Consider the following 24,931-nt stretch of genomic DNA (forward strand, 5'->3'; position numbering starts at 1 on the left):
GCGATCGCGGCCGACGGCGCGTTACTTCGCCGGCACGGCCGGAATCGACTCGTGCGGCGTCGCGGTACGCTGTGCTGCCTTGTGGACCATCGTGTACGCGTAGTCGACGCCCATCCCGTATGCGCCCGAATGCTCCTTCGCGATTGCCATCACCGCGTCGTACGAGTCGCGGCGCGCCCAGTCGCGCTGCCATTCGAGCAGGACCTGCTGCCACGTGACCGGCACCACGCCGGCCTGCACCATCCGCTGCATCGCGAAATCGTGCGCGGCCTGCGACGTGCCGCCCGATGCGTCGGCGACCATGTAGATCTCGTAATCGCCTTCGAGCATCGCGCAGAGCGCGAACGTCGTATTGCACACCTCGGTCCACAGGCCCGACACGACCACCTTCTTGCGGCCGTTCGCGGCGAGCGCGTCGCGTACCTTCTGGTCGTCCCACGAATTCATCGACGTGCGTTCGAGCGTCTTCTGGTTCGGGAACACGTCGAGCAGTTCGGGATAGGTGTGGCCCGAGAAGCTGTCGCTTTCGACCGTCGTGATCGTGGTCGGAATGTTGAAGACCTTCGCGGCCTTCGCGAGCCCGACGACGTTGTTCTTCAGCGTCTGCCGATCGATCGACTGCACGCCGAACGCCATCTGCGGCTGCTGATCGATGAAGATCAGCTGGCTGTTGTGCGGCGTCAGTACTTCAAGTTTCGGGTTGCTCATGGCGTGATCATCCTTTGAACGGAAAGGGAGTCTTGCCTCGCCGCGCACGCGGGAGGCGTCGAGTCGGTACGACGCCGAATCCGCGTCGTCTGTCTCGATTGATTAAAACCGCAATCCTCTGGCGCGAACATCCAAAAAATGGAATCACTCGGATTCCAGAATAGATGGTCGACCAAGGGCAATCCGCCCTTTTTTTCCTCACGTAAACCCGATACGCTTCCAGGACCTCGGCGATGCACGCGTCGCCGTCAATCCTCCGATCAAGAGACCACGAGACGCCCATCATGAAAGCCCATGTCTTCTCGCTGCTCGCCGGCATCCTCGCCGGCGTCATCTACGGCGCGATCGGCGTGAACTCGCCCGCGCCGCCGATCATCGCGCTCGTCGGCCTGCTCGGCATGCTGGCCGGCGAACAGATCCTGCCGGTCGCGCGGCGCATGCTGTCCGGCCATCGGCTGAACACCGCATGGCGCGATGCGAAGTGCAGCCAGCACATGTTCGGCGCGTTGCCCGGCGGCAGCACGAACGAACGCAAGCCGTCGTGATGCGCGCCCCCACCCTGCGCCGCGCATGACCAACGTCGAGCTGTTCCATTACCTGTTGCTGCTGATTTGCGGCGCGGGCGCCCTCACGTGGCTCGCCGAACGCGTGTCGATTCCGCCGGCCGTCGTGCTGCTGTTCGGCGGCTGCGTGGTCGCCGTCGCCGGCAAGCGCGTGCCCGACATGGACCCGGCGCTGCTGCTCGCGGCCGTGCTGCCGCCCTTGCTGATGTCGAGCGGGTTCTACACCGCCTGGAAGGAATTCCGGCAGGAGCTCGCGTCGATCGCGTCGCTCGCGCTCGGCGCCGTGGCGTTCACGACCGTCGCGGTCGCGCTCGCCGTGCATGCGGCGAACCCCGCGCTGCCGTGGGCCGCGTGCTTCACGCTCGGCGCGATCGTGTCGCCGCCCGACGCGGTCGCCGCGAAGGCGATCCTGCAGCGCCACCCGCTGCCCGCGCGGCTCGTCGCGGTGCTCGAAGGCGAAAGCCTCGTCAACGATGCGTCGGGCCTGCTGCTGTACCAGATGGCCGTATCGGCCGCGCTCGCCGTCACGATCACGACCGCGAGCGCGACCGGCCTGTTCTTCTCGCTCACGCTGATCGGCATCGCGGTCGGCCTCGCGTGCGGCCATGCGATGTGCTGGGTGCTGCAGCGCCTGCGCGAGCCGATGCTCGGCATCGTCGTGACGTTCGCGATGGCCTGGGGCAGCTACGGGATCGCGGAAGCCGTCGACGGCTCGGGCGTGCTGTCGGTCGTCACCTGCGGCCTCGTGCTCGGCGTGCGCCAGCATCGCGTGTTCGGCGCCGACATGCGGATCAAGGCGAAGGCGACGTGGGAAGCGATCGTGTTCGTGCTCGATGCGCTCGTGTTCATCCTGATCGGCCTCGCGCTGCACGCGATCCTCGCGGGCGTGAACCACGAAGGCGCGGTGCTGATGGCCGGCCTGCGGGTCGCGCTGCCGGCGACGGCCGCCGCGATCGGCGCGCGCGTGGTGTGGGTATTCGTCGCGATGTGGCTGCCCGGTCGCCTGCGCGCGCCGCGCGCGGGTCACGCGCCGTGGTCGTGGCGCGAAGCCATCGTGCTCGGCTGGTCGGGCATGCGCGGCGTCGTGAGCCTCGCGGCCGCGATCGCGCTGCCGGCCAACTTCCCGGGCCGCGACCTGATCCTGTTCAGCACGTTCCTGCTGATCATCGCGACGCTCGTCGTGCAGGGCGGCACGCTCGCGCCGCTGATCCGCGTGCTGAAGCTGCGCCCGGCCGCGCGCCGCACGATGTCCGAACACGCGGTGCGTGCGCACACGTTCGGCGCGGCGCTCGCCGAACTCGATGCGCGCGAGCAGCGCGGCGCCGGCCTCGAACGCGCGTCGCTCGACCGGCTGCTGACCGAATACCGGAGCCGCGTCGCGTTCAACGAACGCGCCCACCGCGACGGTGCGGCGCCCGCGGACGTGCGCGCGCGGATGCTGCGCGTCGAGCTCGAGCTGGTCGGCGTGTCGCGCGACGCGCTGCTCGACCTGCATCGCGACGGCCGGGTCGACGACGCGGTGCTGCACCGCATAGAATCGGAACTCGATTTCGAGGAGCTGCGGCTGCAGCGCCTGCTCGAACCGTAACGTCCGGCCGGCCATGCGCGGCCGGCCCGCCCCCCTTCCCCACCTGGAATTGCCATGAGCGAACTCACCGTCGAAGCGAGCATCGGCCCGGTCGATTACCTCGTCCACTTCACCGATGGCGTCCACCAGTGGCGCGCCGACGAACCCGCGTCGCTCGGCGGCGGCGATGCGGCGCCGACGCCCGTCGCGCTGCTGCTGTCGAGCCTCGGCGCGTGCACCGCGATCACGCTTAAGATGGTTGCGCAACGAAAAGGCTGGCCGCTCGACGAAGTGCATGTGAAGCTCGCGCACGAATCGGGCAGCGCGGGCAGCACGATCGTGCGCCGCATCACGCTCGACGGCGACCTGACCGACGAGCAGCGCGAACGCCTGCTGCAGATCGCGAACGCCTGCCCGGTGCACAAGATCCTCACCCACCCGATCGCGATCGACACGGCGATCGCCTGAGCCTTTCCCGCCACCGTCACCGTCATCGTCACGAGATTTCCGTCATGTCCGCCTCGATCAAGACCCTGCTCACGCCGCGCGAAAGCGACATCGGCAACCTCGTCGTGCGCCGCGTGCTGCCCGCGCGCGCCGCGCGCCTCGTCGGCCCGTTCATCTTCTTCGACGAGATGGGGCCGGCCGTGTTGCCGGCCGGCCGCGGCATCGACGTGCTGCCGCATCCGCACATCGGGCTCGCGACGGTCACCTACCTGTTCGACGGCTCGCTGATGCATCACGACAGCCTCGGCTTCCGGCAGAAGATCGTGCCGGGCGACGTGAACTGGATGACGGCCGGCCGCGGCATCGTGCATTCGGAGCGCTCGCCCGACGAGGATCGGCCGCACGAGCAGCCGGTGCATGGCATCCAGACCTGGGTCGCGCTGCCGGTCGAGCATGAAGACACCGCGCCGGCGTTCGTTCACCATGCGGCCGACACGCTGCCGTCGTTCACGCGCGACGGCGTGACCGTGCGCGTGATCGCGGGCACCGCGTTCGGGCTCGCGTCGCCGGTCGCCGTGTTCTCGCCGACGCTCTATGCGGTTGCGGAATTCGCGGCAGGCGGCACGTTGGCGCTCGATGCCGAACATGAGGAACGCGGCGTGTATCTCGTCGACGGCGACCTCAGCGTCGACGGCACGCCGCTCGCCCCCGCGACGATGGCCGTGCTCGAACCGGGCGCGAGCGTCGCGCTGGCGAGTACGAACGGCGCACGCGTGATGCTGCTCGGCGGCGCGCACCTGCCGGGCGAGCGGTTCATCGAGTGGAATTTCGTGTCGAGCGAACGCGCGAAAATCGATGCGGCGCGTGCCGCGTGGGCCGATCAGACGTTCGGCAAGGTGCCGGGCGAAGAAGGCGAATGGACGCGCCAGCCGGAACGCAGGGCGTAACGCGAGGCTAACGGGCGGCCGAGGCCGCTCGGCGACGCAGGCTCAGCACGGCACGCGGCCCACGACTCCGCCACCCGACTGCGTACACCAGCGCTGTACTTGCTGAGGCTGGCCTTGCGGTTGCGGCGCCGAGTACGGCACGGCCCTCGCCATGGCAAGCGCCTTGTCTAACGCTTTGGCCTCTACCTGCCGCTGTTGCTCGATCGACGCGCGCTGCGCGTCGTCCGCCTGCTTCGTCAGCGCGACCAGCCTCGCATACCGGGGATCTCGTGCGTCCTGGAATGGCGGCAGCGGCGGCGGCACCGGCACGGCAGGCGCGGTGCCGCGGTATCGGGGGATCGACATCTTCGAGGTCTTCCCCCAGATCGCCGCCTCGCCGATATCCCACATCGCCACCCGCATCTCGAGCGCGTGTTCATAGCCGCGATCGACATCGGCCGTCGCGGGCGTTCCCGTCGGCGCGGGAAGCGGCTGCAGGGACGGCGGCAGCGGCTGCAGCGTCGGATGGACGAGCCGCACCCAGCTCACGGCGGCCACCGAGTATTGAGACAGAACGCGCTGGTAAGCGTCGAGTATTCTGGCGCGACTGTCGGGCGTGGAGGACGGGGTGCTCGACACCAGCGCGATGAACGACGTCAGCGTCTGGGTGTAGCGGGCGCCTTCTTCCTTCTGCGCCGCCACGCGTTCCGGCTGCGGACCGGACGAGGCGGTCAACATCCCCGCGCACCCCGACAGTGCGGCGACCGCGGTCACGCACACCGCTACCGTTCGACACGCGATCCGAATTTGATACGACATGGCAGCACCCGACCGACACGAGACAAACACACAATGAATCCGCGGTGACCGCCCGATCGCCCAGGCGACGGCGCCGGTCAGCGGGCAGACCGCCCGACCTTCACGTTCAGGAGAACGGGCCGCCCTGGCGCGGCTGCCCCTTGCGGTTGCACACCGGCGGGTTCGTCATGCCGAAAGACAGCAGATTGCCGCCATTGATCGTGCACGCGAACTCCTTGCCGTCCCGGGCCTTCAGGTTGACGTAGGTATTCGTCCCTTCGGTGCGGCGGTTGACGATGACGAGTTCATCGGGCGAATACCCCAGCGTGCCGGCGGTACTGGACTTGATCTTGTCGTCGGTCAGCATGTTGGTGCTGCCGGCGATACCCGCGCAGCCGGAAACCAGCAAAACCGTCAGCCCCACGAGAAAAGCGCTTGCCGAACGCATAGACCCTCCGTTATTTGACTTTTATCGTCCATTTGCCGAATAAAACATACGCACGGCTCGCGCGGCTATTCGACGGAATAGCCGCAATAGCCTGGCGCGTATGCCAGGTGGACTGCGCCAAATGATATAGACCGGTCTAGTTTCGTGTCAACCATGCTCAATAAAACCCGGTATCCGGGCCGGCCGCGATGCCTTCAGGGCTTCAATCCCATCAGCTTCGCGAGCGTCGGCCAGCGATCGAGCGACGCGTCGAACGCGCGGCGCGCCTGTTCGTCGACATAGCGCTCGGGATCGAGCGCGGGCAGATGCCGCGCGAGGCCGATCACGTCGTTCGGTTGCGACAGGCGTTCGTCGTCGCCTTCGCCGGCAATCGTTACTGTTCGTCGATCCATACGCCGTCCGGAGTTTTCACCGCGTAACCCGCGGCCGTCTGCATCGTCACCGTGCCCTCGTTCTCGCCGATCATTCGCGTGCGCGGCAAATCGGCCGCGTATTGCGCGAGCGTCGCACCCGGCTTGAACGGGCTGTTCGACACGAGACTCGACAGCAACTGCGCGAGCGCGAGGAAACTGGTCGGCTGCTCGATCACGGTCGTCGCGCCGTGGTTGCCCGTGAAGCCGACGAGCCGCACGCCGACCGGCCCGTGCACGATGCGCGGCGTCGGAATCTCGCGCAGCCCCGCGACCTGGTTCTTGTCGCCGCGCAACGCGGCGCCGTGCTCGGGCACGAACACGATTACCGCGCGGCGGCCCGATTGCGCGATCAGGTCGGCGAGACGGTCGAAATCGGTCATCATTTTCGTCGCGCGCTGCGGATACGAATCGATGCTCGTCAGCGCGCTGCCGACCACGCGGTTGCCGTCGTGCAGGCTGATCGTGTTGTAGTACAGCGCGACCGGCCCCGGCACCGACGCACGCTGCGCATACCAGTTCGCGAGCGTCGAATAGTCGTCCTTGATCGGCGAGCCGTCGAACGCGTGCATCGCGACCGGTGCGGCCGCGTTCGAGATCATCGGCGCATCGGCCACGCCGATGTTGTCGTGGACCACCTGCAGGAAGTTGTCGAAATGGCCGTCGTGGTTCAGCAGCGACTGCACCGTGTAGCCGGCGCCCGCCAGTTGCGAGAACAGGTGGCACTGCTGCGGCGCGCTCTTGTACAGGTCCGCATGCGCTTCCTGCCCGCAGCTCGCGCGCAGCACGCGGATCGCCGCCGGGCCGCTGTAGCTCGCGGCCGTGCTGAAGTTCGTGAACAGGTAGTCGAAGTGGCTCAGCATCGGATGGTTGCGCACCTTCGCCGCGTCGAGGTCGTCCCACGACAGCGAGCAGATGTGCAGCACGATCACGTCGAACTGCGCGGCCGGATCGCTGCCGAGATGGCCGAACGCGACCTGCCGCTGCGATTCCTGCGCGCGGAACGTCGCGAGCGCCGCGTTGTGATCCTCGGGCTGGTCGACGCGCGTGGCGCCCGCCGCGTTCGCCTGCGGCTGGGCCGGCGCGACGACGCGCGCCATCAGCCCGGTGCCGGCCTGCCACAGCGGCATCACGACCAGCACGGCGACCACGAACGTCGCGACGCGCAGCCAGCGATTGACGATGAAATAGACGATCAGCACGCCGACGATCGTCAGCGCCAACACGGGCGGCAGCAGGCGCGGCAGCAGCTCCATCCAGTAGTCGAAGCGGAACGTGCCGACTTCGCGCGCGGCCTCCGCGAGACGGGCGAGCGGCGGCGCATGCAGCTCGCGCGCGAGCAGCGGCACCGCGATCGCGATCGCCACGACCTGCCGGACGATGCGCCACGCACGCGAGCGGAGCGGCGCGCTCGCCACCAGCGCCACCGCGAACGCGAGGTTCGCGAGCCAGAACGGCTGCAGGTGCCCGGTCGCGAACAGCGCGAACTTCAGGATGAAATACAGATTCCAGAACGTCATCTAACCCACTCCATGATGCGCGCCGCGTCAGTCGCGCGCGCGATCGAGTTTCGGCGCGAGCATGGCCTGCAGGCCGCGCGCCGCACCCTTCCACATCCGGACATAACCGTCCAGCCCGATCCGCAGCACTGCCTTGAGCCCGCCGAGCGGCGTGTCGGGCCGCGCGCTTTCGTGCCAGTCGAGCCACGCATCCGCGCGGCCGAACGTGCATTGCACGAGCTGGCGCTCCTGTTCGAGCGTCAGTTCCTCGAAGCTCACGCCGACATGGGTCGGCGTCGCACGGGTCACGCGCACCGGGAACGGGAACGCGCGGTCGCCGCGCGTCACGCACACCGTCAGCGTATCGCCGACGGCGAGCGGCAGCCCCGGCACCGCTTCGAGGCCGAGGCCGCCGGTCGAGTAGTCGCTCGTGAAGCACGCGGCGGTCGAACCGTCGGCGAGCAGCAGCATCGCCGGCACGCGCATCGCGATCCGGTGCGTGACGCGCACCTGCTTGGTCTCGCGCGCGACGGCCAGCGCCGCGCCGAGCATCGCGAGGTTGTACACGGTCCAGCCGAGCGTGATCAGGATCGTCGACGCCTCGTCGCCCTGCTCCGCCACGAGCCGCCACAGGCCGGCGACGATCGCGAGCACGTTCAGCGCGAACAGCACGAGATACGGCTTCGACGTCGACCAGTCGACGTAGCCCTCGTCGATCTTGCCGCCCTTGTCGGTCACGTTGAACTTGCCGTGCTTCGGGCTGAAGAACGCGACGGTGGTCGGCAGCGCGATGTACCACGCGAGCACCGATTCGTAGACCTCGGCCCAGAACGAATGACGGTAGCGCCCCTGCATCCGCGAGTTCGCGACGTTCGCGAGCACGAGGTACGGGATCACGTAGCTCGCGAGCGCGAGCGACGACGCGTTGATGAAGTACAGGTGGAAGAACAGGTACGCGAGCGGAATCGTCAGGAATATCAGCCGCGGAATTCCGTAGAAGAAATGCAGCATCGCGTTGCCGTAGCAGATCCGCTGGATGAAGCCGAGCCCGCGCCCGAGGAACGGGTTGTCGATCCGGAAGATCTGCGCCATCCCGCGCGCCCAGCGCGTGCGCTGCTTCACGTGGCCCGCGAGGCTTTCGGTCGCGAGGCCGGCCGCCTGCACGGTCGGCAGGTACGCCGACGTATAGCCGCGCCGGTGCAGCTTGAGCGCCGTGTGCGCATCCTCGGTCACGGTCTCGACCGCGACGCCGCCGACCTCCTCCAGCGCGCTGCGCTTGAGCACCGCGCACGAGCCGCAGAAGAACGTCGCGTTCCACAGGTCGTTGCCCGACTGCACGAGGCCGTAGAACAGGTTGCCCTCGTTCGGGATCTCGCGGAACGTGCCGAGGTTGCGCTCGAACGGATCGGGCGAGAAGAAATGATGCGGCGTCTGCACGAGCGCGCACTTCGGGTCGCGCAGGAACACGCCCATCGTCGTCTGCAGGAACGAGCGCGTCGGCACGTGATCGCAGTCGAAGATCGCGATGTACTCGCCGTGCGTCTTCGGCAGCGCGCGGTTGATGTTGCCGGCCTTCGCGTGGCGGTTGTCGTCGCGCGTCAGGTAGTCGATGCCGGCCTGGGCCGCGAATGCCGCGAACTCGGGACGCCGGCCGTCGTCGAGCAGGTACACGCGCAGCTTCGCGCTCGGCCAGTCGATGCTCTGCGCGGCGAACACCGTCGGCTTCACGACCGACAGCGGCTCGTTGTAGGTCGGGATATAGACGTCGACGGTCGGCCAGGTGTCCGGATCGTCGGGCAGCGGCACGATCGGCCGGTCGAGCGGCCACGCGGTCTGCACGAAGCCGAGCAGCAGGATCATCCACGTATAGGCTTCGGCGCCGTACAGCAGGTAGCCGGCGACGGCTTCGACCGGGCCGCGGAAGTCGAGCGTCTGCGTCGTGCGCCACCACACGTAGCGCAGCGTGGCCAGCAGCGCGAGCGACGCGAGCGCCAGCGTCGGCAGATGGCCCGGCAGGCGGCGCAGCGCGAGCGCGAGCACCGCGACGATCGCGAAGAACGCGAACTGCGCGCCGGGCATCAGCGGCGACATCCCGGCCGTGGCCCACAGCACTGCGCCGGCCACAAGCAGCAGCGGCGCGGGCCAGCGGCGCCGGCCGACGCCGTTCGCGCGCGCATCGAGCCAGCCGCCCCAGCGCACCCACGGCAGACGCTCGAGCATCGCGTTGACGCGCCGGCCGACCGCCCGCCCGGCCACGTACACGGGCACGACGAACGTATCGAACCACGCGAGCGGATCGCGCGCGGGCCGGCCGTCGGCCGCGCGCGGTGCACGCACGATCGCGCGCCACAGCCATTCGCGCACGCTGAGCGGCTGCAGCACGCCCCAGTCGTGCGCGAGCCGCAGGAACGCGACGCGCACCCAGCGGCGCACGTGATCGGGCCGGCCGGGCGGCGGCGCGTGGAAGAACAGCCGCACGAACCAGTCCACCCGCGTGCGTTCCGCCGGCAGCCCGATGCCGCGCGCGCACCAGTCGGCCGCGCGACGGCCGAACGCGCGCAGCCGCGACGCGAGCGCGGCCTTCATCGCGCGGCTCCCGCGCGGCCGGCGACGGCCGCCTTCAGCCACGTGTCGACCCAGTTCGCGACGCCGTTCAGGTCGTGCGACGCCTGCGAATACGGCGCATCGTCGAAGATCCAGCTGCCGCGCGCGAGCGCTTCGGGCACGGCCGCGTCGACGTGGATGCGCTGCTCGAGCATCGACGCCGGCCCCGCGACCGCGCGCAGCATCGCCAGCGCGTCGCGCTGCATGTCGCGCGCCGGGTTCAGCCGGTTCACGACGATCCGCAGGTCGCCGCCGCCGGCCCGCAGCGCGCCGAGCCGCGCGGCCGTCGTCGCGCACGCGACCGGCTCCGGCGGCACGACGACGAGCGTCAGGTCCGCGCGGCGCATCGCCTGCTCGGCGTGCGGCGACGGATAGCGCGCGGTGTCGACCAGCACGACGCCATCGGCCGGCAGCGCGATCTCGTCGAGCGCGCGCGACAGCCACGCCGGATCGGCGACGAGCCGCGCATCGCACGCGGCGGCGCCGGCCGCATCGACTTGCCCGTACGGCACGAACAGCACGCCGTCGGCGTTGCGCCACGTGTGCGCGTGCCACGGTTCGGCGCCGCCCAGCAGGCCGTGCGCGAGACCGTGCTCGGCCAGCGTATCGAGGCCGAGCGTCGCGCCCATCAGGTTCTGTGCATCGAATTCGACGGCGACGACCGGCCGGCCGCGGCGCGCGAGCAGCACCGCAAGCGCGGCGGCCAGCGTCGTGCGGCCCGCGCCGCCCGTCGTCGACGTGAGGGCGATCGTCTTCATCGTGCCGCCTTGCTGTCGCGTTCGTGGCGTTCGCCGGCTTCGTCGCCGCCCGGCAGCAGGCGGCCGCGCAGCGCGACCGGCACGAGTTCGCACGGCACCGCGTCGCGCCGGTCGATGCCGCGCGGCGCGTGGAAGCCGCGGCCGACGCCGAGGTGCTGCGCGACGATCCACACCGGCACCGCGATCACGATACCGACGAGGAAGCCGATGACGAGTTCGGCGATCATGCGTCCTCCTGCTTGCGCAGCGGCATCGCGCTGCGAACGGCGCCGCGCGCACGCGCGGCGGGAATGACGGGGGGCGGCGGCGACGCGTCGACGGCATCGGCGGCGGGTTCGGACGCCTGCGGCACGCCGATCGCGTCGAGCGCGACGACGGTATCGATCGCATCGATCGCGTCGCTCACCTCGCTCGCGTCGGGCAACGCCGCGCCCGGCGCGCCGGGTGCGGCCGTTGCGCGCGCGGCGGGCGCCGGCCGCGTCGCCGCGAACAGGTCGCTGTAGTCCGCGATCGGCGCGCGCCGGTTTTCGGCCTTCAGCGCATCGAGCTCGGTGTCGATGCTGCCCTGCCCGAGGCACACGACGCGATCGGACAGCGTATCGACCGGCACGTCGAAGATCCGCGCGAGCGCGTCGTCGGCGTCGACCGGCTCGCACGCGAACAGGAACACGAACAGGTGGCCGGCATCGGCCGTCACGACATCGCCCGCGCGGCGCGGCCGGCAGTGCCGCAGCGCGTCGACGTGCGACACGCCCGGCAACAGCGTGAGCTTCGCGAGCGTGTGCGGCAGCGCGAGCACCGCGCCGCGGTCGAGCACCGCGCGAATCCGCTGGCAGAACGCGCCGACCGGCAGATAGCCGAGCACCGAATCGCCGAGCGCGGCCGCGAGTGCCGCGCGATAGTCGGCCGCGACGGGCCGCGCGTAGAGCTGGCCGTGCAGCGCGTGCACGGCCGCCTGCATCCGCGAGACGGGCAGGTCGCGCGCGACGACCCGGTTCGCGCCGACGCTCAGCACGAGCATCTCGAACTGCTGGCGCAGCACCTCGCCGCGCTCGACGATCGCGATCTTCAGCGCGCCGCCGCACTGCCGGCGCAGCGCGTGCACGTTCGCGCACAGCGCCTCGAGCTGCGCATGCGAGCGGAACACGAGCACCGCGGTCGCGGCCTGCGCGTTCGCGCACGCGGCGACGACGGCCGCGTTGTCGTCGACGATCTCCCAGCCGTCCGGCACGCGGCTCGCGCCGTCGAGCACCGCGCGGCTGACCACCACGCGATCCTCGTCGCTCGCGAGCTTCATCCGGTGCGCCGGCTCGGTCGCGCCGCCGTCGACGCTCGCCGACAGCCGGCCGCCCGGCGCGAAGCGCAGCGGCCGCACCTCGCCGGCCGCGAGCGTGTCGCCCGCGCGCCAGAAATCGACGACCCACAGCAGCTCGCCGTGCGTGCGCTGCAACTGCGCGACGCCCGAGCAGATCCCGTGGAAGCCGCTGCGCGGCGTGCGATCCGCGTCGCGCACGAGCGGCGCATCGTCGGCGCGCGCGTCGTCCGCGCGGGTCGCTTCGGGGTCGAGCAGCAGCACCAGCGCGATGCGGCGCGTGCGGCACCAGTCGGCCAGCGCGTGCGCTTCATCCGCGAGCGCGACCGGATCGTCCCAGCTGAACCAGCGCTGCGCGCCTTCGACGAAATACAGCGAACGCGCGTGAAAGCCGTAGCGCTTCATCGCGCGCAAGCCGCCGGTGAGCCGCGCGAACGGGCCCGGCGACGCGCGGCGCGGCGCAGCGGCGGTCACGCCGGCGTCGGCACCGTCGTCGGCCGGCTCGGCCGCCGGCGGCATCGCCAGCACGTTCAGGTTGCGCGGCCAGCCGGCCGGCAGCGCGCCGCCCGCGAAGCCGAGCGACGCCATCTGCGCGGCGACGCGCGCCGGATCGCGCGCCAGCACGATCGTGACGTCGCGCGTACGCGCCTGACGCGCGCTGTCCCACACGAGCGCGTCGCAGGCCGGCGTGCCGCCGGCCGCGTAGATCGCGTAAAGGCCGCCGGCTTCCAGTTGCGTCCAGGTATCGGGCAGGCCGTCGATCGCGAGCCGGCTCAAGGCGCCGGCGCGGCCGCGCGCCGGCCCCACGCGCAGCAGCGCGCGCAAGCGGTCGACCAGGCTGGCGGCGCGGGACGCGGAGCGGGTGGCATCGAATTCCGTAGTCACGGCGGTCCCCTAGTAATCCGAATAAAGCCGCACGGGCGTCGGCGTGACGAGCCAGCTGCGCGGCGCGCGCGCGTCGAACGCATAGCGCAGGTACACGAGCGCCGAGCTCGGCGCATAGTCGTGCGAGCGGTCGATGTGCAACTGCGCGCCGACGCTCAGGTGCGGGTTCACGCGATATTCCGCAATGCCGTTCACGCCGTACGAGAACGACACGCCGCGCGTCGAGCTGCCCGTATAGACGAACCCGGCCGCCACCTGCGCGGCGCGCTGGGCCGAGAGCGTCGGGTAATACAGCGAATCCTTCTCGTAGCTGTTCGAGATCCCGCCCGTGACGGTCAGGTCCCACGACAGCGCATCGTACCGCCCCGCCCATTCGATCGGCACGCCGAGCGACAGATAGCGCTGCGGGCTGTAGTAACCGCCCTGCCCGTACGTGTAGTAGCGCAGGTTCTGCGCGTAGTGCCACGCATTGCCGACCAGCCCGGTGCTGACCTTCATCGTCGCGCGCTCGTACACGGGCACCGTGAAGCCGGTGCGCAGCGTGACTTCGGCGTTGCGTTCGACGTTGCGGCCGGACAGCACGCCCGCGCCGAGTTCCGCGAACAGGTTCGTGCGGCCGACGTCGACCGACGCGCGCAGGTTCACGCCGTCGCGGCGCACGCCGCCCCACACCGCGCCGGTCCACGGGTCGCGCATTCCCGCGTACGACAGCACGCTGCTCGTTTCCGGCCGGCGCGACGCGTTCACGGAGAAGCTTGCGGGGCCCGCGTCGAAGCGGTAGCGCACGCCGCCGACGAGGTAATGCACGGGGAAACCGAGCGGCGACGTACCGAGATCGACGCGCCATGCATCGGACAGATAGCCGGCGCCGAGTGCGACGCCCGTGGTCGACTGCCGCAGCGAGCCCGACGGATTCGCGAGCAGCGCGGCGGCCTGCGGATTCGGCTGGAACGGCGGCGGCAGCCCGTTCGGCGTCCTGAGCCCCGCGTACGTGCCGAACGTCTTCAGCGAAAACGCGTCCGGATTGCTCGTATCGAGCGTGCCCGGATCGAGATGCACGGTGTCGATCTGCGCGAACACGTGCCCGTCGTAGCGGATCGGCATCTGCATGTAGATCGGCACCTGCTGCGCGCGATACGACGAGATGCCTTCGTCGCCCGATTTGTATGCGGGCATCCACGCGGTCTCGATCTCCGGATCGCGCCGCTGCTCGAGCTCCGCGAACGCGGTCTGCGCGGGCGTGAGCCCGTCGCGGCCCGGGCTCACACCCGTCGCGCGTTCCTGCGACCGCGACAGCCGGTACAGCGATGCCGCGTCGTCATAGCGGCCCTGCGCCTCGGCCACGCGCCCGGCCGCGACCGTCACGTCGGCGCGTGCCGGATACGCGGCCTGCAGCCGGTCGGTCACCTGCGCGGCTTCGTCCGGGCGGCGCAGCGCGTTCAGGCGGCGCACGGCCGACAGCTGCGTGTCGACGTCGTCGTCCGGCGTGCGCGCGAGCACGGCCAGCACACGCTCGCGTGCGGCCGCACGGTTGCCGCTGTCCTCGTCGATCCGGGCGAGCGCGAGCTGCGTGTCGGCGTCGTCCGGCGTACGCGCGACGACCGGCGCGAGCGCCTCGCGTGCCGCGTCGTAATGGCCCTGCGCGCGTTCGAGATCGGCGAGTTCGAGCGCATAGCGCTTGTCCGCCCGGCCGGCCGGGCTCGCGCGATCGAGCAGCGTGCGCGCCCGTGCATAGTCCTGCCGGGAGATCGCGTCATCGGTCTGCCGCAGCACGAGCCGCAGCGACTGGTCCTCCAGTCGCGCCGTCTGCGCGGGCGTCAGCGACGGATCGCGGCGCAGCGTATCGAGCCACGCGGCGAGCGCGTCATCGCGCCCCGCGCTGCCGAGCAGATCGCCGTAGCGCAGCCGCACGTCCGCGTCGGCTTCGCGCGGATGCGCGGCGATCCAGTCGCGCAGCGGCGCGAGGCCGCGCTCGGGTTCGCCCGCGTCGATCCACTGCGCGCCGATCGCCGCGAGCATGTCGGGATCGTCGGGCGCGCTCGCCTGCGCGTGCGCGAGCGTGGCGGCGAAAGCCGCGCGGTCGCCGCGTGCGTGCGCGCCGCGCGCGTCGGCCAGCGCGCTTTCGGCATCGAGCTTGCGCGCCAGTGCCCGCATCCCGTCCGAACGGTGCGCATCGTCGACCGGCGCCAGCGCGGCCTGCGCGCCCGCGACGTCGTCGACCGAGTTGCGGTACAGCGCGATCGCGTAGCGCATCTCGGGCGTATCGTTCTGCGCGAGCCCGTCGTCCATCACCGTGCGGCCGAGCTGCGGCAGCCCCATGTCACGATAGAGGCGCGCGAGCGCGAAGCGCGTCCACGGCGCGTCGGGCGCCGCGCGCACGGCCGCCTCGTAGCGTTGCGCGGCCGGCCCGCGCGCGCCCTTGTCGGCCAGCGCGCGCGCTTCGTTCGCGAGCACGTCGCCGCGCAGGCCGTCGAGCGCGCGGCGATCGTCGGCGCCCGTCACGCGCCCTTGCAGCGCGTCGAGCAGCGGGCCGATCCGGTCCGCGCGGCCGGTGTTTTCATACAGCGTGGCCGTGTCGCGCACGGCCGACAGGCTCGGCGAACGCGCGGCCAGCAAGCCGCGCAGCAACGGCTCCGCCCGCGCCCAGTCGCGCTGCGCGAGCAGTGCATCGGCGAGCTGCAGCTTCGCGTCGGGGTTGTCCGGCTGCATCGCGAGCGCCGCGCGCGCGGCGCGCTCGGCATCCCGCGGGCGGCCCGCGCTGGCGGCTTCGCGGCCCTGGGCAAGCAGCCCCCAGAACTGCGCGGTACGCGCGAGGCCTTGCCATTTGCCGCGCTGGTCGGTCGCACGCGCCGCGGCCCGCGCGAACAACGCGCGCGCTTCGTCGTGGCGCCCTTCGCGCAGACGCAGCAGGCCGAGCCCGCCCAGCGCATCGGCGTCGTCCGCCCGCGCCCGCGCGGCACGCGCGAGCAGCGGATCGGCGGCGGCCAGGTCGCCGCGCGCGAGCGCCTGCAACCCGCGCTGCTGCGCGATGTAGTCGGGATCGCGTTCGAGCCGGCGCTGCGCGTCGCGCTGCCGGTCGAGGCCGGCCGCGCGGTCGACGAATTCGGTGTCGTCCGGCACGAGTGCGAGATACGCATGCAGCGCATCGAGATACGCGGGATCGCTGCCGGCCGACTGCAGCACGCGCCGCCACAGCGCCATCGCTTCCGTATGGTCCGCGTCGGTGCGCTTCGCGAGCGACCACGCGATCCGGTTCGCTTCCGCGCGCGTGTCGTCGCGCTGGTTCAACAGCCGCGCGAGCGCCATCGACGCGCTCGTGTCCCGCGGATCGGCGGCGACCGCGCGGCGCAGCGCGGCGATCGCCGGCTCGCGCCCGCCCGGCGCATTCGACACGATCTGGTAATACTCGGCGCCGAGCGCGCCCGACGGCGCGCCGTTCGGAAACAGCGCGACGATCCGCCGGGCCGCTTCGTCGGCCCGGCCGCTGCGCGCGAGCAGCCGGATCTGCGCCATCTCGCCGCGCCCGCTCGTCGCGACGCGGTATTCGTCGGCCACCCGCCGCGTGGCAGGCGCATTCGGCGACTGCGCCTGCAGCCGCGCCAGCGACGCCTGCGCGCCTTTCGCGTCGCCGAGCCGCAGCAGCACGCGCACCTGTTCGGCCAGCAGTTCCGGATCGCCCGGCGCGATCAGCAGGCCCTTGCGCAACGCATCGCGCGCGAGGTCGTCGCGATGTTTGGTGCCCCACATCCGCGCGGTGTCGAGCTCGCGCCGCGCATCGGCGGCGGCCGAGGTCGCCGGTGCCGCGGGGTTCGCGAGCGCCGTGCCCGACCCGGCGCCCGGCGCCGCCGCGCACACCGACGACGCGAGCCACGCGAACCCGGCGACGTGCGGCGCGGCGCGCTTCAGCGGGCGGCGCACGAACGGCCTCCCCAGCGGGTGTCGAGCGTGCCGTCCGCACCGAACCGGTAGCGCCCGTCGCGCCAGCCGAGGCCGAACAGCGTCAGCACGCTGGTGTAATAGCCGGGCGGCGACTGGCGCGCGAGCGTGTCGACGCGGGCCGCCTGCGCATCCGCGAGCGCGTGCTGGCCGCGCGCGTCGAGAAACGGCACGGCCGCGGCGGAGAAGCCGCCGTTGCCGTCGTTCGGCCCCGCGACGCCCGTCGTCGTATCGACCTTCTCCGGCGGCGCGCCATGCGCGGCGATATGGTCGGCGAACGGCGCGAACTTCGCGAGCAGCGGCGCGGCGAGCGGATCGGCGCGGTCGAGCGTGCCGGCCCACAGGTACACGCGGATCGCGTTGTACGCGCTCTCCGCATGCGTGTCCGGATCGGGCCCGAAGCCCTTGCCCGCGCGATACAGCGCCCAGTCGGGCGAGAACCCCTTCGGCGCGGTGTCGAGCAGCACGCGAGCGGTGCTCGATGCCAGCGCGGCCCAGCGACGATCATCGGGCAGCCGCGCGGCCAGCGCGCGAATCACCTGCGGCGGCGAATAGCTCGGATTCACGCGCCATTGCCCGTCGGCCAGCTTGAACCCGGTCGGCCCCGGCAGCAGCGTGAGGCCGAGGCCCGGCACGGTCGCCGTCTCGGCGTCGAGCACGCGCTTCGCGAGCAGCGCGCCGCGCGCCGTATAGCTGCGCTCGTGCCACAGCCGGCCGGCCTCGACGAGCGCATACGCGATCCACACGTCGGCGTCCGACGCCGCGTTCGCGTCGAGCACGCGCCACGCGCCGTCGGGCGCACGGCCCCACAGCCACGCCGGCAGGTGCGCGCTCAGGTCGCCCTGCGCGAGGTTGTTCTCGGTCCATGCGAGGATCGTGTCGAACATGCGCCGGTCGTTCGCGACCAGCGCGAAGAACAGTCCATACGCCTGCCCCTCCGATACCGTGCGCGAATCGGCCGAGCCGACGTCGATCACGCGGCCGTCGGCCGAGACGAAATCGCGCTTGAACGCATCCCAGCGCGGCCACGCCGCGCCGCAGCCCGCGCCCGCCGCATCGGCCGCACTGGCCGCACTTGCCGCCGCGGCGTGCACGCACGCGGTCATGCCGGCCACCGCACACGTCATCGCAACCGCCAGCGCGAGCGTCGCGCCGACACGCCGCGCCGGCCGCGTTGCCCGTCGCTTCGTCATTGCCCGCGCCATCCGTCACATCCCCCGTCGACGCGCGGCGATTCGCTGCAGCACGCTGAACACGCCGAGCGCGAGCAAGAGCCCCGCGACGACGCCGACCGCGCCGAGCACGACCGGATGCCGCGCCGCCTCCGTCCACACCCGCGCATACCACGGCACGAAGCCGACCACGTAAGGCTCGCCGACCCGCAGGCTGTCCACCTGCCCCGGCCGCACCAGCGCGAGGTCGCCCTGCAGTTGCGACAGGAGCCCGGCGTTCTCGAACACGTCGAGCAGATCGCCCAGGCGCGGCTGATCGGTCGCCGTCAGCGCGACGACGCTGCGGCCGCGGCTGCCCGGCAGTTCGAAACCGGCGAGCGCCGAGAGCGGGCCCGTCTGTTCGATGTGCGCGCCGCCGTCGGCGACGCCCACGCCGTTGCGCCAGCGTTCCTTCACCGTGAACGCGACGCGCGTCGCGCCGCTGCCGGCCCCGCCCTGCTCGCCGATCGCGAGCGGCAGCGCCGAGCGCCAGTGCGCGAGCAGCGGCGACGCGGGCGACCCGTCGATCACGAGCAGATCCTTGTGCCCCGACAGCGCGGCGACGTCGCCGGGCCGCGCGACCTGCACGCGCAGCGCCGGGAAGCCGGTCCATTCGCCCATGTGGCCGAGCATCGTCAGATAGGCCTCGAGCTCCTGCGGCGACGGCCGGTCGGGCAGCACGACGGCCGTCTGCGACAGGTCGGCGAAGCGCGTGAACGGGAAGCCGCTGTTCGCGAAGAACGCAAGGTTCGGCAATTGCGCGTAATGGACGAAGTGCGAGAAGTCGATCGTCGAATCGGGATCGATCGCCGCGCGCTGCGGCTCGGTGGCCGTGCTGGAGCACAGGCCCGTCTTCTGCGAATCGAGCGTAAAGCGGAACTGCAGCTGGTTGCCGCTGCCGACCCGGAACGCGGGAATGTCGACGTCGCTCGTCACGCGTCCCTCCGGCACCGCCAGCAGCGGCAGCTGCATGCGGCCGTGCGCGTCCTCGGCGTGGGCCGGCCCGAGCCGGTACGACTTCACGAGCTGATCGTTGATCTCGACCGCGAGCGTCGAATTGTCCTGCACGGTCGGCGCCGTGTAGCGGTAGCGCAGCGTGATCGGCACGCCCGCGCCGTTCCACGAATGCAGATCGGCCGGCACGCGCAGGTTCAGCCGGATCGCGTCGGGCGTCGTGCCGCGCACTTCGAGCTGGCGCGGGTCGTTGACGAGTTCGCGGAACGTGATCGGCCGGTTCACCGGCAGCCAGCGCGGCGCGTCGTACGGCTTGCGCGGTGCGCCGAGATCGACGTGCGCGACCGTCGCAGCCGGCCCCGACAGCGCCGCGCGGCCGAGCACGAGCGTCGCGAGCGCGTCGTCGACCTCGGCCGCCGTGCGGCCCGTGACGACCAGCAGCTTGCGGCCCGGCGCGGCCGGGTTGTCGGCGACCGCGAGCAGCGGGCCGTTCACCGGTGGCAGCGCGAGACCGGCCGGCAGCGTCGTGGCCGTGCCGACCACGACGGCCTGGTCGTCGGCCGGCAGCGCGGCCGACACCGGGAAGCGCGCATGCCGGTAGTCGGCCAGCGCGCCGAACCACGACGCGAGCACGCCCGCGCTGCGCAACGTCGCCGAATCGGGCGCGGCCGGCAGCACGAACGGCAGCCGCACGCGGCCGTTGTCGCGCCGGTCGAAGAACGGCGCGGGCAGCAGCGCGAGATCGTTCGGCAGGCGCACCGGCGATTCGTCGAGGATCAGCTCGCTCGTCGGGCTCACGTCGGCCCACAGCGCCGAGTTCGTCGGATCCTCGCAATGGTCGAGCGTGTAATGCGCGATCAGGCGCAGGCCGATCTGGTTGAAATCCGAAAAGTAGCGCGGATCGATCGGGATCTCCTGCGTCACCGTGCGGCCCGCGCGCGCGGCGTCGAACGGGACGGTCGCGACCACCTCGCCGTTCACCGACACCTTCAGGTGCGACAGCGGAAAGACCAGCGACGGCGAATACGCATAAGTCAGACGCAAGCGCGCGCCGGTGACCACGCGGTCGAGCCGCACGCCGGCGTTGATCGTGCGTGCATCGTCGGCGCCGCGCAGGCGCAGCGGATCGAACGCGCCGAGCGATGCGAACGGCACGCGCACGGTCGTCGCCGGCAGGCCGGCGGCCGGCGCGCTGGCCGCCGTCGGGGCGGCCGGAGCGGTCGCGGGCATCGCGGCCGTTGCATCGGGCGCCGCCGCGCGAGCGGCGCCCGCCGTCGAGGCAGCAGCCGGCACCGCCGGCATCGGTGCGGCCGACAGCGCGGCCGCGTGGAACGCGCCGGTCATCGCGGCCGCCAGGACGAACAGCGACACGGCCGGCTTCATGCACCGCTCCGCGTCGTCACGATCGTCCGGTCATCCTGCGCGTCGCAACCGACGCGCGCAAAGCAGCTATGCCCGTGAGTGCACATCCCCTCTGCTTCCCCCATATATGGCCTGATTGCATTTATCGGAACGACGCGGCGGATTCTTGAATGACCGGTTCGTCGCGCTGGGGGCGCCTGGCACCGGCGCCCGCCCATTCCACTATCTCAAAAATAGAAAAAAACTTACCGTGATTCGCGACAGAAAAGCGAAAAAACCTCAATTCGGCGGGAAATGCTGCGCGGGAAGAACGAATAACAAGAATTGCGCCGTTGCCGCCGGCCGGCCGAAACGGCATGCTGCCGGCGCACGATGACTGGCCCGGCACCGGCTACGGTCCGTTGCGGACCGCCGGAGCGCGCTGCCGCGAGCGGCGCGTATGCTACCGCAAGCACGCGCCGCGTGACGTATTTTTCTTTACGGGAAACTGATTTGAATCAATTCGTCGACACCGCCGCCCGCCCTTGGGCGTGCAGCAGCGCGGCGCCGGGCGACATCGCGACGACCGGGGCCCCGAGATTCGGAGCACGATGGCCTACGGCCGGTTTCCGCCGATAACGCATGTGCGCGCCGGCCCTGCCAGACCTCGGCATTCCGCGATGTCGGGCATGCGCGGAGCGCGCGGCAGGTCGGCGAATCCGTCGAATTTGACGGCGGGCGCGACGGCCGGGGGTCCGCGTCGGCAGCGCGGAGCGATCGGCCGACGGCACCTGTAAGAAAAACCGACTGAGCGCGCATCCGAAACAGACGATGCAAGCATCCAACTGAACACTGTGGCCGCGTCTTGGCGCCATGCATCGCTAGCCGATCGGCGACACCGCGATCGCGATTCCGACGACGAGCCACTGCACGATCGCGACGAGCACGGCAGCGCGGCACAGCCCGACCGCGCCGCGCACGCGCGCGTCGAGCGGTCGTCCGGCCTTCGCCGCATCGATCCAGCCCAGATCGACGAGCGCGCGGTCGAGCGCCGCGAGCCCGTCGTCGACCGACCCGGCGCCGTCCACCGCCCGGGCCAGCGCGGCGAACAGCCGCCGATCGATCTCGATGCGCACCGCGTACCACAGCGCCGCGACCGCCGCCCCCGTGCTGACGACGACCAGCAGCGCGCGGGCGAGCGTCGCCAGCGGCCAGCCCGCCGCGATCCAGCCGCCCGCGCCGGCCGCGACCAGCGCGGCCGCGATCGCCCATGCGCCCGCATCGAGCGCGCCGCGCGCGGCGGCGATACTGAACGGAGCGGACGAATCGCGCATCATTCGCGCTCCGCGTCGCGGCGGCGATCGATCCACTGCTGCAGCACGGCCACGCTTTCATCCGACCATACCGCGTGCGGCCGCACCGCACGCACCGCGGCCAGCGCGTCGCGCGCATCGGTCAGGTCACGCCGCGCCGCGAGCCACGCGGCCGCGCACAGCACGCTGCGCCCGTAGCCGAGCGCGCAGCAGACCAGCACGTCGCGCCCTTCGCCATGCAGGCGTTCGAGCGCCGCGACCGCCTGCGCGAGCTGCGCCGCGGTCGGCGCGACGAGGTCGAGCTGCGGCACCGACGCATACGCGAGCGCTGCATCGGCCGCGGCCCAGCGCGGCATCTCGGCGGTCAGGTCGACCAGCGCGGTGAAGCCGTGGCGCCGGATGTCGCGCGTCGTCGGCGTCCGGCCGATCGACACGCGTTCGTCGATCCGCACCGGCGCCGGCTGCCGGCACGTCCACAGCCGCGAATTGACGAACGCGCCGGCGATCGTCGGCGCGAGCAGTCCGCCGATGAAGACCGGAAACCGCCCGTCCGCATCCTTCTGGAACACGCCGGGCGCGCCGCGCCGGTACGCCCACGCCACGCCGGCGAGCGCCAGCGCGCCCCACCCTGCCGCCAGCGCCCAGCCCGGCGCGCGCGGCACGCACGCCAGCGCCACGAGTGCGACCAGCGCGGCGCCGAACGCATAGCGGCGCGCGAGCGCGCGACCGGCCGCGGACGGCGATGCCTCGGCGCCCGGCAAGCGGCCCGCGGCATCGCGCAGCGGAAACAGGAACAGCGCGAGACAGCCGACGGCCGCCCCGGTCGGCACGTCGATCGCGTGATGCTGGTAAGTCGTCAGCACCGACACGCCGATCGCCGCGAACCACACATGCAGCACGACGCGCGCGAACGTGCCGCGCAGGTGCTTCGCATAGACGGCCCACAGCACGACGAGCAACCCGATATGCAGCGACGGCGCCTGATTGAACGGCTTGTCGAAACCCATCAGCAGCGTGAACAGCGCGCCGGCCACGCCGCCCGCGTCGGGCCGCTCGAAACCGAAGCGCAGCGGCCACGCGATGAAGCACGCGACCGACACCAGTTGCACGGTCAGCAGCCGCTTCACGTGATCGAGCAGATCGTCGCGGCGCGTCCAGAAGAAGAACGACAGCGCATACAGCAGGTCGATCGACCAGTACGGCACGATCGTCCACGGCACGAACGGGATCGTGTGCTCCCAGCCGAACGCGAAGGTCGGCACCGCGGCGCGGCGCGCGGCGAGCCAGTTCGCGAAGCCGTACGTCGAGAAGAACACGGCGCCCATCGCCGCGAGCCAGCCGGCGCGCAGCACGAACGACGCGTCGCGCGCGCCGGCCGCCGGCTCGGCCAGCCCGCCGCTCGCGCCCGCGCCGCCGCCGAGCGCGCTCATGACGCGTCGACCCGCTGCGCGAGGCTCACCGTGAAGATGCCCATCTCGTCGATCCGCTGGTCGAGCTTGCGGAAGCCCGCCCGCGCGACGAGTTCGTCCATTTCGGCCTGCGAACGGCGACGCATCACCCAGGTCGCCTCGCCGCGGTGATTGTTCAGCGCACGCGCGATGAATTCGAGCTGCGGATGCCACGGCTGCCCCGTATAGACGAGATAGCCGCCCGGCGGCACGGCCTGCGCGAGCCCGCGCAGCGAGCGCTCGATCAGCGCGTTCTCGCCGAACAGCTCGTACAGGCCCGACACGATCGCCAGCGTCGGCCGCGGCTCGAGCGTCGCGAGCGACGCCTCGTCGAACGCGTCGCCGCGCTCGAAGCGTGCGATCGGCTCGAGGCCGCGCTGCGCGATCAGCACGCGCCCCGCTTCGACGTTCGGCGGGCTGTAGTCGCGCAGCGTGATGTCGTCGGGCGCCGCGCCGTCGCGCTCGGCGGCCATCGCGATCGCGTCGAGCACGTAGCGCCCGTGGCCGGCCGCGATGTCGACGATCCGCACCGGCGTGCCGTTCCCGCGCAGGCGGCCGATCGCCGTGCCGATCAGTTCCTGCAGATGCACCTTGCGCTGGCGGATGCCGACCCAGCCCGGCGAATCGAGATACGTGCGGTCGATCAGCGCGCCGACGCCGAACCGCCCCTGCGCGCGGTTGCGGTACACGTAGTCGAGCGTCGAGCCCGAATCGAAGCCGAGCCGCAGCCCGAGCGCGATGCCGTCCGACAGCGCGCCGCCGGCTTTCAGGCCGGCGCGCGTGAGCGCCCAGTACGCCCGGGCGAACACGTTGGCCGGCGGTCGGCCGAGCGCCGCGTATTCGTCGTGGAACGCGCCGCGCCGGTCCGCATCGGCGAGCGACACGCGCGGGCTCGGCGCATCGAACTCGCGCAGCACGAACGCACGCAGCGGCGCGAGCGCCTGCGCGCGATCACGCTCGCCGAGCGTATCGTGATAGAAGCCCGGCAGCACGATGCGCTCCTTGCGCGCCGAGCCGAGCCGTTCGAAGAAGCGGTCCTGCGGGCCGCGATGCACGACCCAGTCGGCGCCCGAGATCAGCAACAGCGTCGGCACGGTGATCGCCGCCGCGTCGGCGACGATCCGCTGCGCGGTATCGTGCAGGTCCAGCAGCATGTTGACCGCGATCGGCCGCGTGATCAGCGGATCGGACGCGTAGCTCGCGATCCGCTCCGGGTCATGCGTGAGGAATTTCGGCTTCACGTAGCTGTTCACGTAGAACAGCCCGCGCAGCTTGTGCATCAGCCGCAGCCCGGGCCGCGCGAACGGCACGTAGAGCTTGATGTGGAATGCCGGCGACGCGACGACGAGCGCGCGGATCGGCGGCGCGTAGTCGTGCACCCAGGTCGCCGCGAGCACCGCGCCGACGCTCTGGCCGACCACCGCCAACTCCTCGATCGCGATGCCGTGCGTGTCGCGGATATGCTCGACGAAGGTCTGCAGGTCGCGCACCGACGCGGCCGCGCTCGGGCTGTAGCCGCGCGCGCCCGGCGAGCGGCCGTGGCCGCGTGCGTCCCACGCAAAAAACGCGAAATCCGGCAGGTCGAGCTCGTCGACGAGGTGCGCGACGCGCGCCGAATGTTCGTGCCCGCGATGCAGCAGCACGATCGCGCCGCGGCAGTGTGCGCCCGTCGCGGGCCAGTGGCGATAGAACAGCGTTTCGCCGTCGTGCGTGATGAAGTCGGCTTCACGGGCCGTGCGTGCGTTCATGCGATCTCTCTCGTTTCGTTATTCGAATGGTGTGGCGCGGCCCTCCGGCGCCGGT

The 24,931-nt window shown here is 71.4% G+C and carries 19 protein-coding genes; 4 read left to right on the forward strand and 15 right to left on the reverse strand.

From position 1 onward, the window contains the following. Positions 1–21 precede the first annotated feature (21 nt). Positions 22–708 carry a hydrolase gene (locus tag HWX14_RS04400; protein WP_175881690.1) on the reverse strand — a complete coding sequence of 229 codons (687 nt, stop codon included), beginning with the start codon at positions 706–708 and terminating at the stop codon, positions 22–24. 284 nt (positions 709–992) lie between these two features. Between HWX14_RS04400 and HWX14_RS04405 the strand changes: the two genes are divergently transcribed. Genes HWX14_RS04405 through HWX14_RS04420 form a run of 4 tightly spaced genes read left to right on the forward strand, consistent with a single transcriptional unit; the run spans position 993 to position 4,232 of the window. Then, the gene (locus tag HWX14_RS04405; RefSeq protein ID WP_124482531.1) at positions 993–1,253 is read left to right on the forward strand and encodes a XapX domain-containing protein; all 261 of its coding nucleotides are present in this window, start codon (positions 993–995) and stop codon (positions 1,251–1,253) included. A gap of 25 nt (positions 1,254–1,278) precedes the next feature. Further along, positions 1,279–2,859, forward strand: coding sequence for a sodium:proton antiporter (locus HWX14_RS04410; RefSeq protein WP_175881691.1), 1,581 nt, complete (start codon positions 1,279–1,281; stop codon positions 2,857–2,859). Between the two features lie 54 nt (positions 2,860–2,913). Then, the gene (locus HWX14_RS04415) at positions 2,914–3,306 is read left to right on the forward strand and encodes an OsmC family protein (RefSeq protein WP_175881692.1); all 393 of its coding nucleotides are present in this window, start codon (positions 2,914–2,916) and stop codon (positions 3,304–3,306) included. Positions 3,307–3,350: 44 nt separating this feature from the next. Next, positions 3,351–4,232: a pirin family protein gene (locus HWX14_RS04420; protein ID WP_175881693.1), complete on the forward strand. Its 882-nt coding sequence runs from the start codon at positions 3,351–3,353 to the stop codon at positions 4,230–4,232. 42 nt (positions 4,233–4,274) lie between these two features. Here the strand turns inward: HWX14_RS04420 and HWX14_RS04425 are convergent, their stop codons facing one another. From HWX14_RS04425 to HWX14_RS04490, 14 genes are all read right to left on the reverse strand, one after another. Next, positions 4,275–5,030: a hypothetical protein gene (locus tag HWX14_RS04425; RefSeq protein WP_175881694.1), complete on the reverse strand. Its 756-nt coding sequence runs from the start codon at positions 5,028–5,030 to the stop codon at positions 4,275–4,277. A 106-nt stretch (positions 5,031–5,136) separates the two neighbouring features. Continuing rightward, a complete protein-coding gene (locus HWX14_RS04430) occupies positions 5,137–5,457 on the reverse strand; it encodes a hypothetical protein (protein ID WP_124477481.1) in 321 nt (106 codons plus the stop codon). A gap of 194 nt (positions 5,458–5,651) precedes the next feature. After that, positions 5,652–5,849 carry a hypothetical protein gene (locus HWX14_RS04435; RefSeq protein ID WP_175881695.1) on the reverse strand — a complete coding sequence of 66 codons (198 nt, stop codon included), beginning with the start codon at positions 5,847–5,849 and terminating at the stop codon, positions 5,652–5,654. After that, entirely contained in the window at positions 5,831–7,387 is a 1,557-nt protein-coding gene (gene bcsG / locus HWX14_RS04440) for a cellulose biosynthesis protein BcsG (RefSeq protein WP_175881696.1), read from the reverse strand. Before bcsG ends, HWX14_RS04435 begins: the two co-directional genes overlap by 19 nt. 27 nt (positions 7,388–7,414) lie before the next feature. Continuing rightward, on the reverse strand, positions 7,415–9,952 hold the full coding sequence (gene bcsA, locus HWX14_RS04445; RefSeq protein ID WP_175881697.1) for a UDP-forming cellulose synthase catalytic subunit: 2,538 nt from the start codon (positions 9,950–9,952) through the stop codon (positions 7,415–7,417). Further along, positions 9,949–10,728 carry a cellulose biosynthesis protein BcsQ gene (bcsQ, locus tag HWX14_RS04450; RefSeq protein WP_175881698.1) on the reverse strand — a complete coding sequence of 260 codons (780 nt, stop codon included), beginning with the start codon at positions 10,726–10,728 and terminating at the stop codon, positions 9,949–9,951. The genes bcsA and bcsQ overlap by 4 nt, the downstream gene beginning before the upstream one ends. Beyond that, positions 10,725–10,955, reverse strand: coding sequence for a hypothetical protein (locus HWX14_RS04455; protein ID WP_175881699.1), 231 nt, complete (start codon positions 10,953–10,955; stop codon positions 10,725–10,727). Before HWX14_RS04455 ends, bcsQ begins: the two co-directional genes overlap by 4 nt. Next, positions 10,952–12,925 (reverse strand): cellulose biosynthesis protein BcsE, encoded by a 1,974-nt coding sequence (gene bcsE / locus HWX14_RS04460; protein ID WP_175881700.1) that lies wholly within the window; start codon positions 12,923–12,925, stop codon positions 10,952–10,954. The genes HWX14_RS04455 and bcsE overlap by 4 nt, the downstream gene beginning before the upstream one ends. Positions 12,926–12,934: 9 nt before the next feature. After that, positions 12,935–16,843 (reverse strand): cellulose synthase subunit BcsC-related outer membrane protein, encoded by a 3,909-nt coding sequence (locus HWX14_RS04465; protein WP_175881701.1) that lies wholly within the window; start codon positions 16,841–16,843, stop codon positions 12,935–12,937. After that, entirely contained in the window at positions 16,828–18,066 is a 1,239-nt protein-coding gene (gene bcsZ, locus HWX14_RS04470) for a cellulose synthase complex periplasmic endoglucanase BcsZ (RefSeq protein ID WP_175881702.1), read from the reverse strand. The genes HWX14_RS04465 and bcsZ overlap by 16 nt, the downstream gene beginning before the upstream one ends. 3 nt (positions 18,067–18,069) lie before the next feature. After that, positions 18,070–20,409 (reverse strand): cellulose biosynthesis cyclic di-GMP-binding regulatory protein BcsB, encoded by a 2,340-nt coding sequence (gene bcsB, locus HWX14_RS04475; RefSeq protein WP_175881703.1) that lies wholly within the window; start codon positions 20,407–20,409, stop codon positions 18,070–18,072. Positions 20,410–21,248: 839 nt separating this feature from the next. Beyond that, complete coding sequence (locus HWX14_RS04480) at positions 21,249–21,701, reverse strand: hypothetical protein (protein WP_175882348.1); 453 nt, start codon at positions 21,699–21,701, stop codon at positions 21,249–21,251. Beyond that, positions 21,701–23,110 (reverse strand): phosphatase PAP2/dual specificity phosphatase family protein, encoded by a 1,410-nt coding sequence (locus HWX14_RS04485; RefSeq protein ID WP_175881704.1) that lies wholly within the window; start codon positions 23,108–23,110, stop codon positions 21,701–21,703. Before HWX14_RS04485 ends, HWX14_RS04480 begins: the two co-directional genes overlap by 1 nt. Further along, positions 23,107–24,876 (reverse strand): bifunctional alpha/beta hydrolase/class I SAM-dependent methyltransferase, encoded by a 1,770-nt coding sequence (locus tag HWX14_RS04490; protein ID WP_175881705.1) that lies wholly within the window; start codon positions 24,874–24,876, stop codon positions 23,107–23,109. Before HWX14_RS04490 ends, HWX14_RS04485 begins: the two co-directional genes overlap by 4 nt. Positions 24,877–24,931: the final 55 nt, after the last annotated feature.

This window comes from Burkholderia sp. BCC0044, from assembly GCF_902832955.1.
Classification (GTDB): domain Bacteria; phylum Pseudomonadota; class Gammaproteobacteria; order Burkholderiales; family Burkholderiaceae; genus Burkholderia.

Excerpts from the sequence above, each read along its gene's own strand:
- bcsB (WP_175881703.1), bottom strand. The coding sequence starts at position 20,409 with ATGAAGCCGGCCGTGTCGCTGTTCGTCCTGGCGGCCGCGATGACCGGC.
- HWX14_RS04405 (WP_124482531.1), top strand. The coding sequence starts at position 993 with ATGAAAGCCCATGTCTTCTCGCTGCTCGCCGGCATCCTCGCCGGCGTC.
- HWX14_RS04430 (WP_124477481.1), bottom strand. The coding sequence starts at position 5,457 with ATGCGTTCGGCAAGCGCTTTTCTCGTGGGGCTGACGGTTTTGCTGGTT.
- bcsQ (WP_175881698.1), bottom strand. The coding sequence starts at position 10,728 with ATGAAGACGATCGCCCTCACGTCGACGACGGGCGGCGCGGGCCGCACG.
- HWX14_RS04420 (WP_175881693.1), top strand. The coding sequence starts at position 3,351 with ATGTCCGCCTCGATCAAGACCCTGCTCACGCCGCGCGAAAGCGACATC.
- bcsG (WP_175881696.1), bottom strand. The coding sequence starts at position 7,387 with ATGACGTTCTGGAATCTGTATTTCATCCTGAAGTTCGCGCTGTTCGCG.
- HWX14_RS04455 (WP_175881699.1), bottom strand. The coding sequence starts at position 10,955 with ATGATCGCCGAACTCGTCATCGGCTTCCTCGTCGGTATCGTGATCGCG.
- HWX14_RS04435 (WP_175881695.1), bottom strand. The coding sequence starts at position 5,849 with ATGGATCGACGAACAGTAACGATTGCCGGCGAAGGCGACGACGAACGC.
- HWX14_RS04410 (WP_175881691.1), top strand. The coding sequence starts at position 1,279 with ATGACCAACGTCGAGCTGTTCCATTACCTGTTGCTGCTGATTTGCGGC.
- HWX14_RS04480 (WP_175882348.1), bottom strand. The coding sequence starts at position 21,701 with ATGCGCGATTCGTCCGCTCCGTTCAGTATCGCCGCCGCGCGCGGCGCG.
- bcsZ (WP_175881702.1), bottom strand. The coding sequence starts at position 18,066 with ATGGCGCGGGCAATGACGAAGCGACGGGCAACGCGGCCGGCGCGGCGT.
- bcsA (WP_175881697.1), bottom strand. The coding sequence starts at position 9,952 with ATGAAGGCCGCGCTCGCGTCGCGGCTGCGCGCGTTCGGCCGTCGCGCG.
- HWX14_RS04400 (WP_175881690.1), bottom strand. The coding sequence starts at position 708 with ATGAGCAACCCGAAACTTGAAGTACTGACGCCGCACAACAGCCAGCTG.
- HWX14_RS04485 (WP_175881704.1), bottom strand. The coding sequence starts at position 23,110 with ATGAGCGCGCTCGGCGGCGGCGCGGGCGCGAGCGGCGGGCTGGCCGAG.
- HWX14_RS04415 (WP_175881692.1), top strand. The coding sequence starts at position 2,914 with ATGAGCGAACTCACCGTCGAAGCGAGCATCGGCCCGGTCGATTACCTC.
- HWX14_RS04425 (WP_175881694.1), bottom strand. The coding sequence starts at position 5,030 with ATGTCGTATCAAATTCGGATCGCGTGTCGAACGGTAGCGGTGTGCGTG.
- HWX14_RS04490 (WP_175881705.1), bottom strand. The coding sequence starts at position 24,876 with ATGAACGCACGCACGGCCCGTGAAGCCGACTTCATCACGCACGACGGC.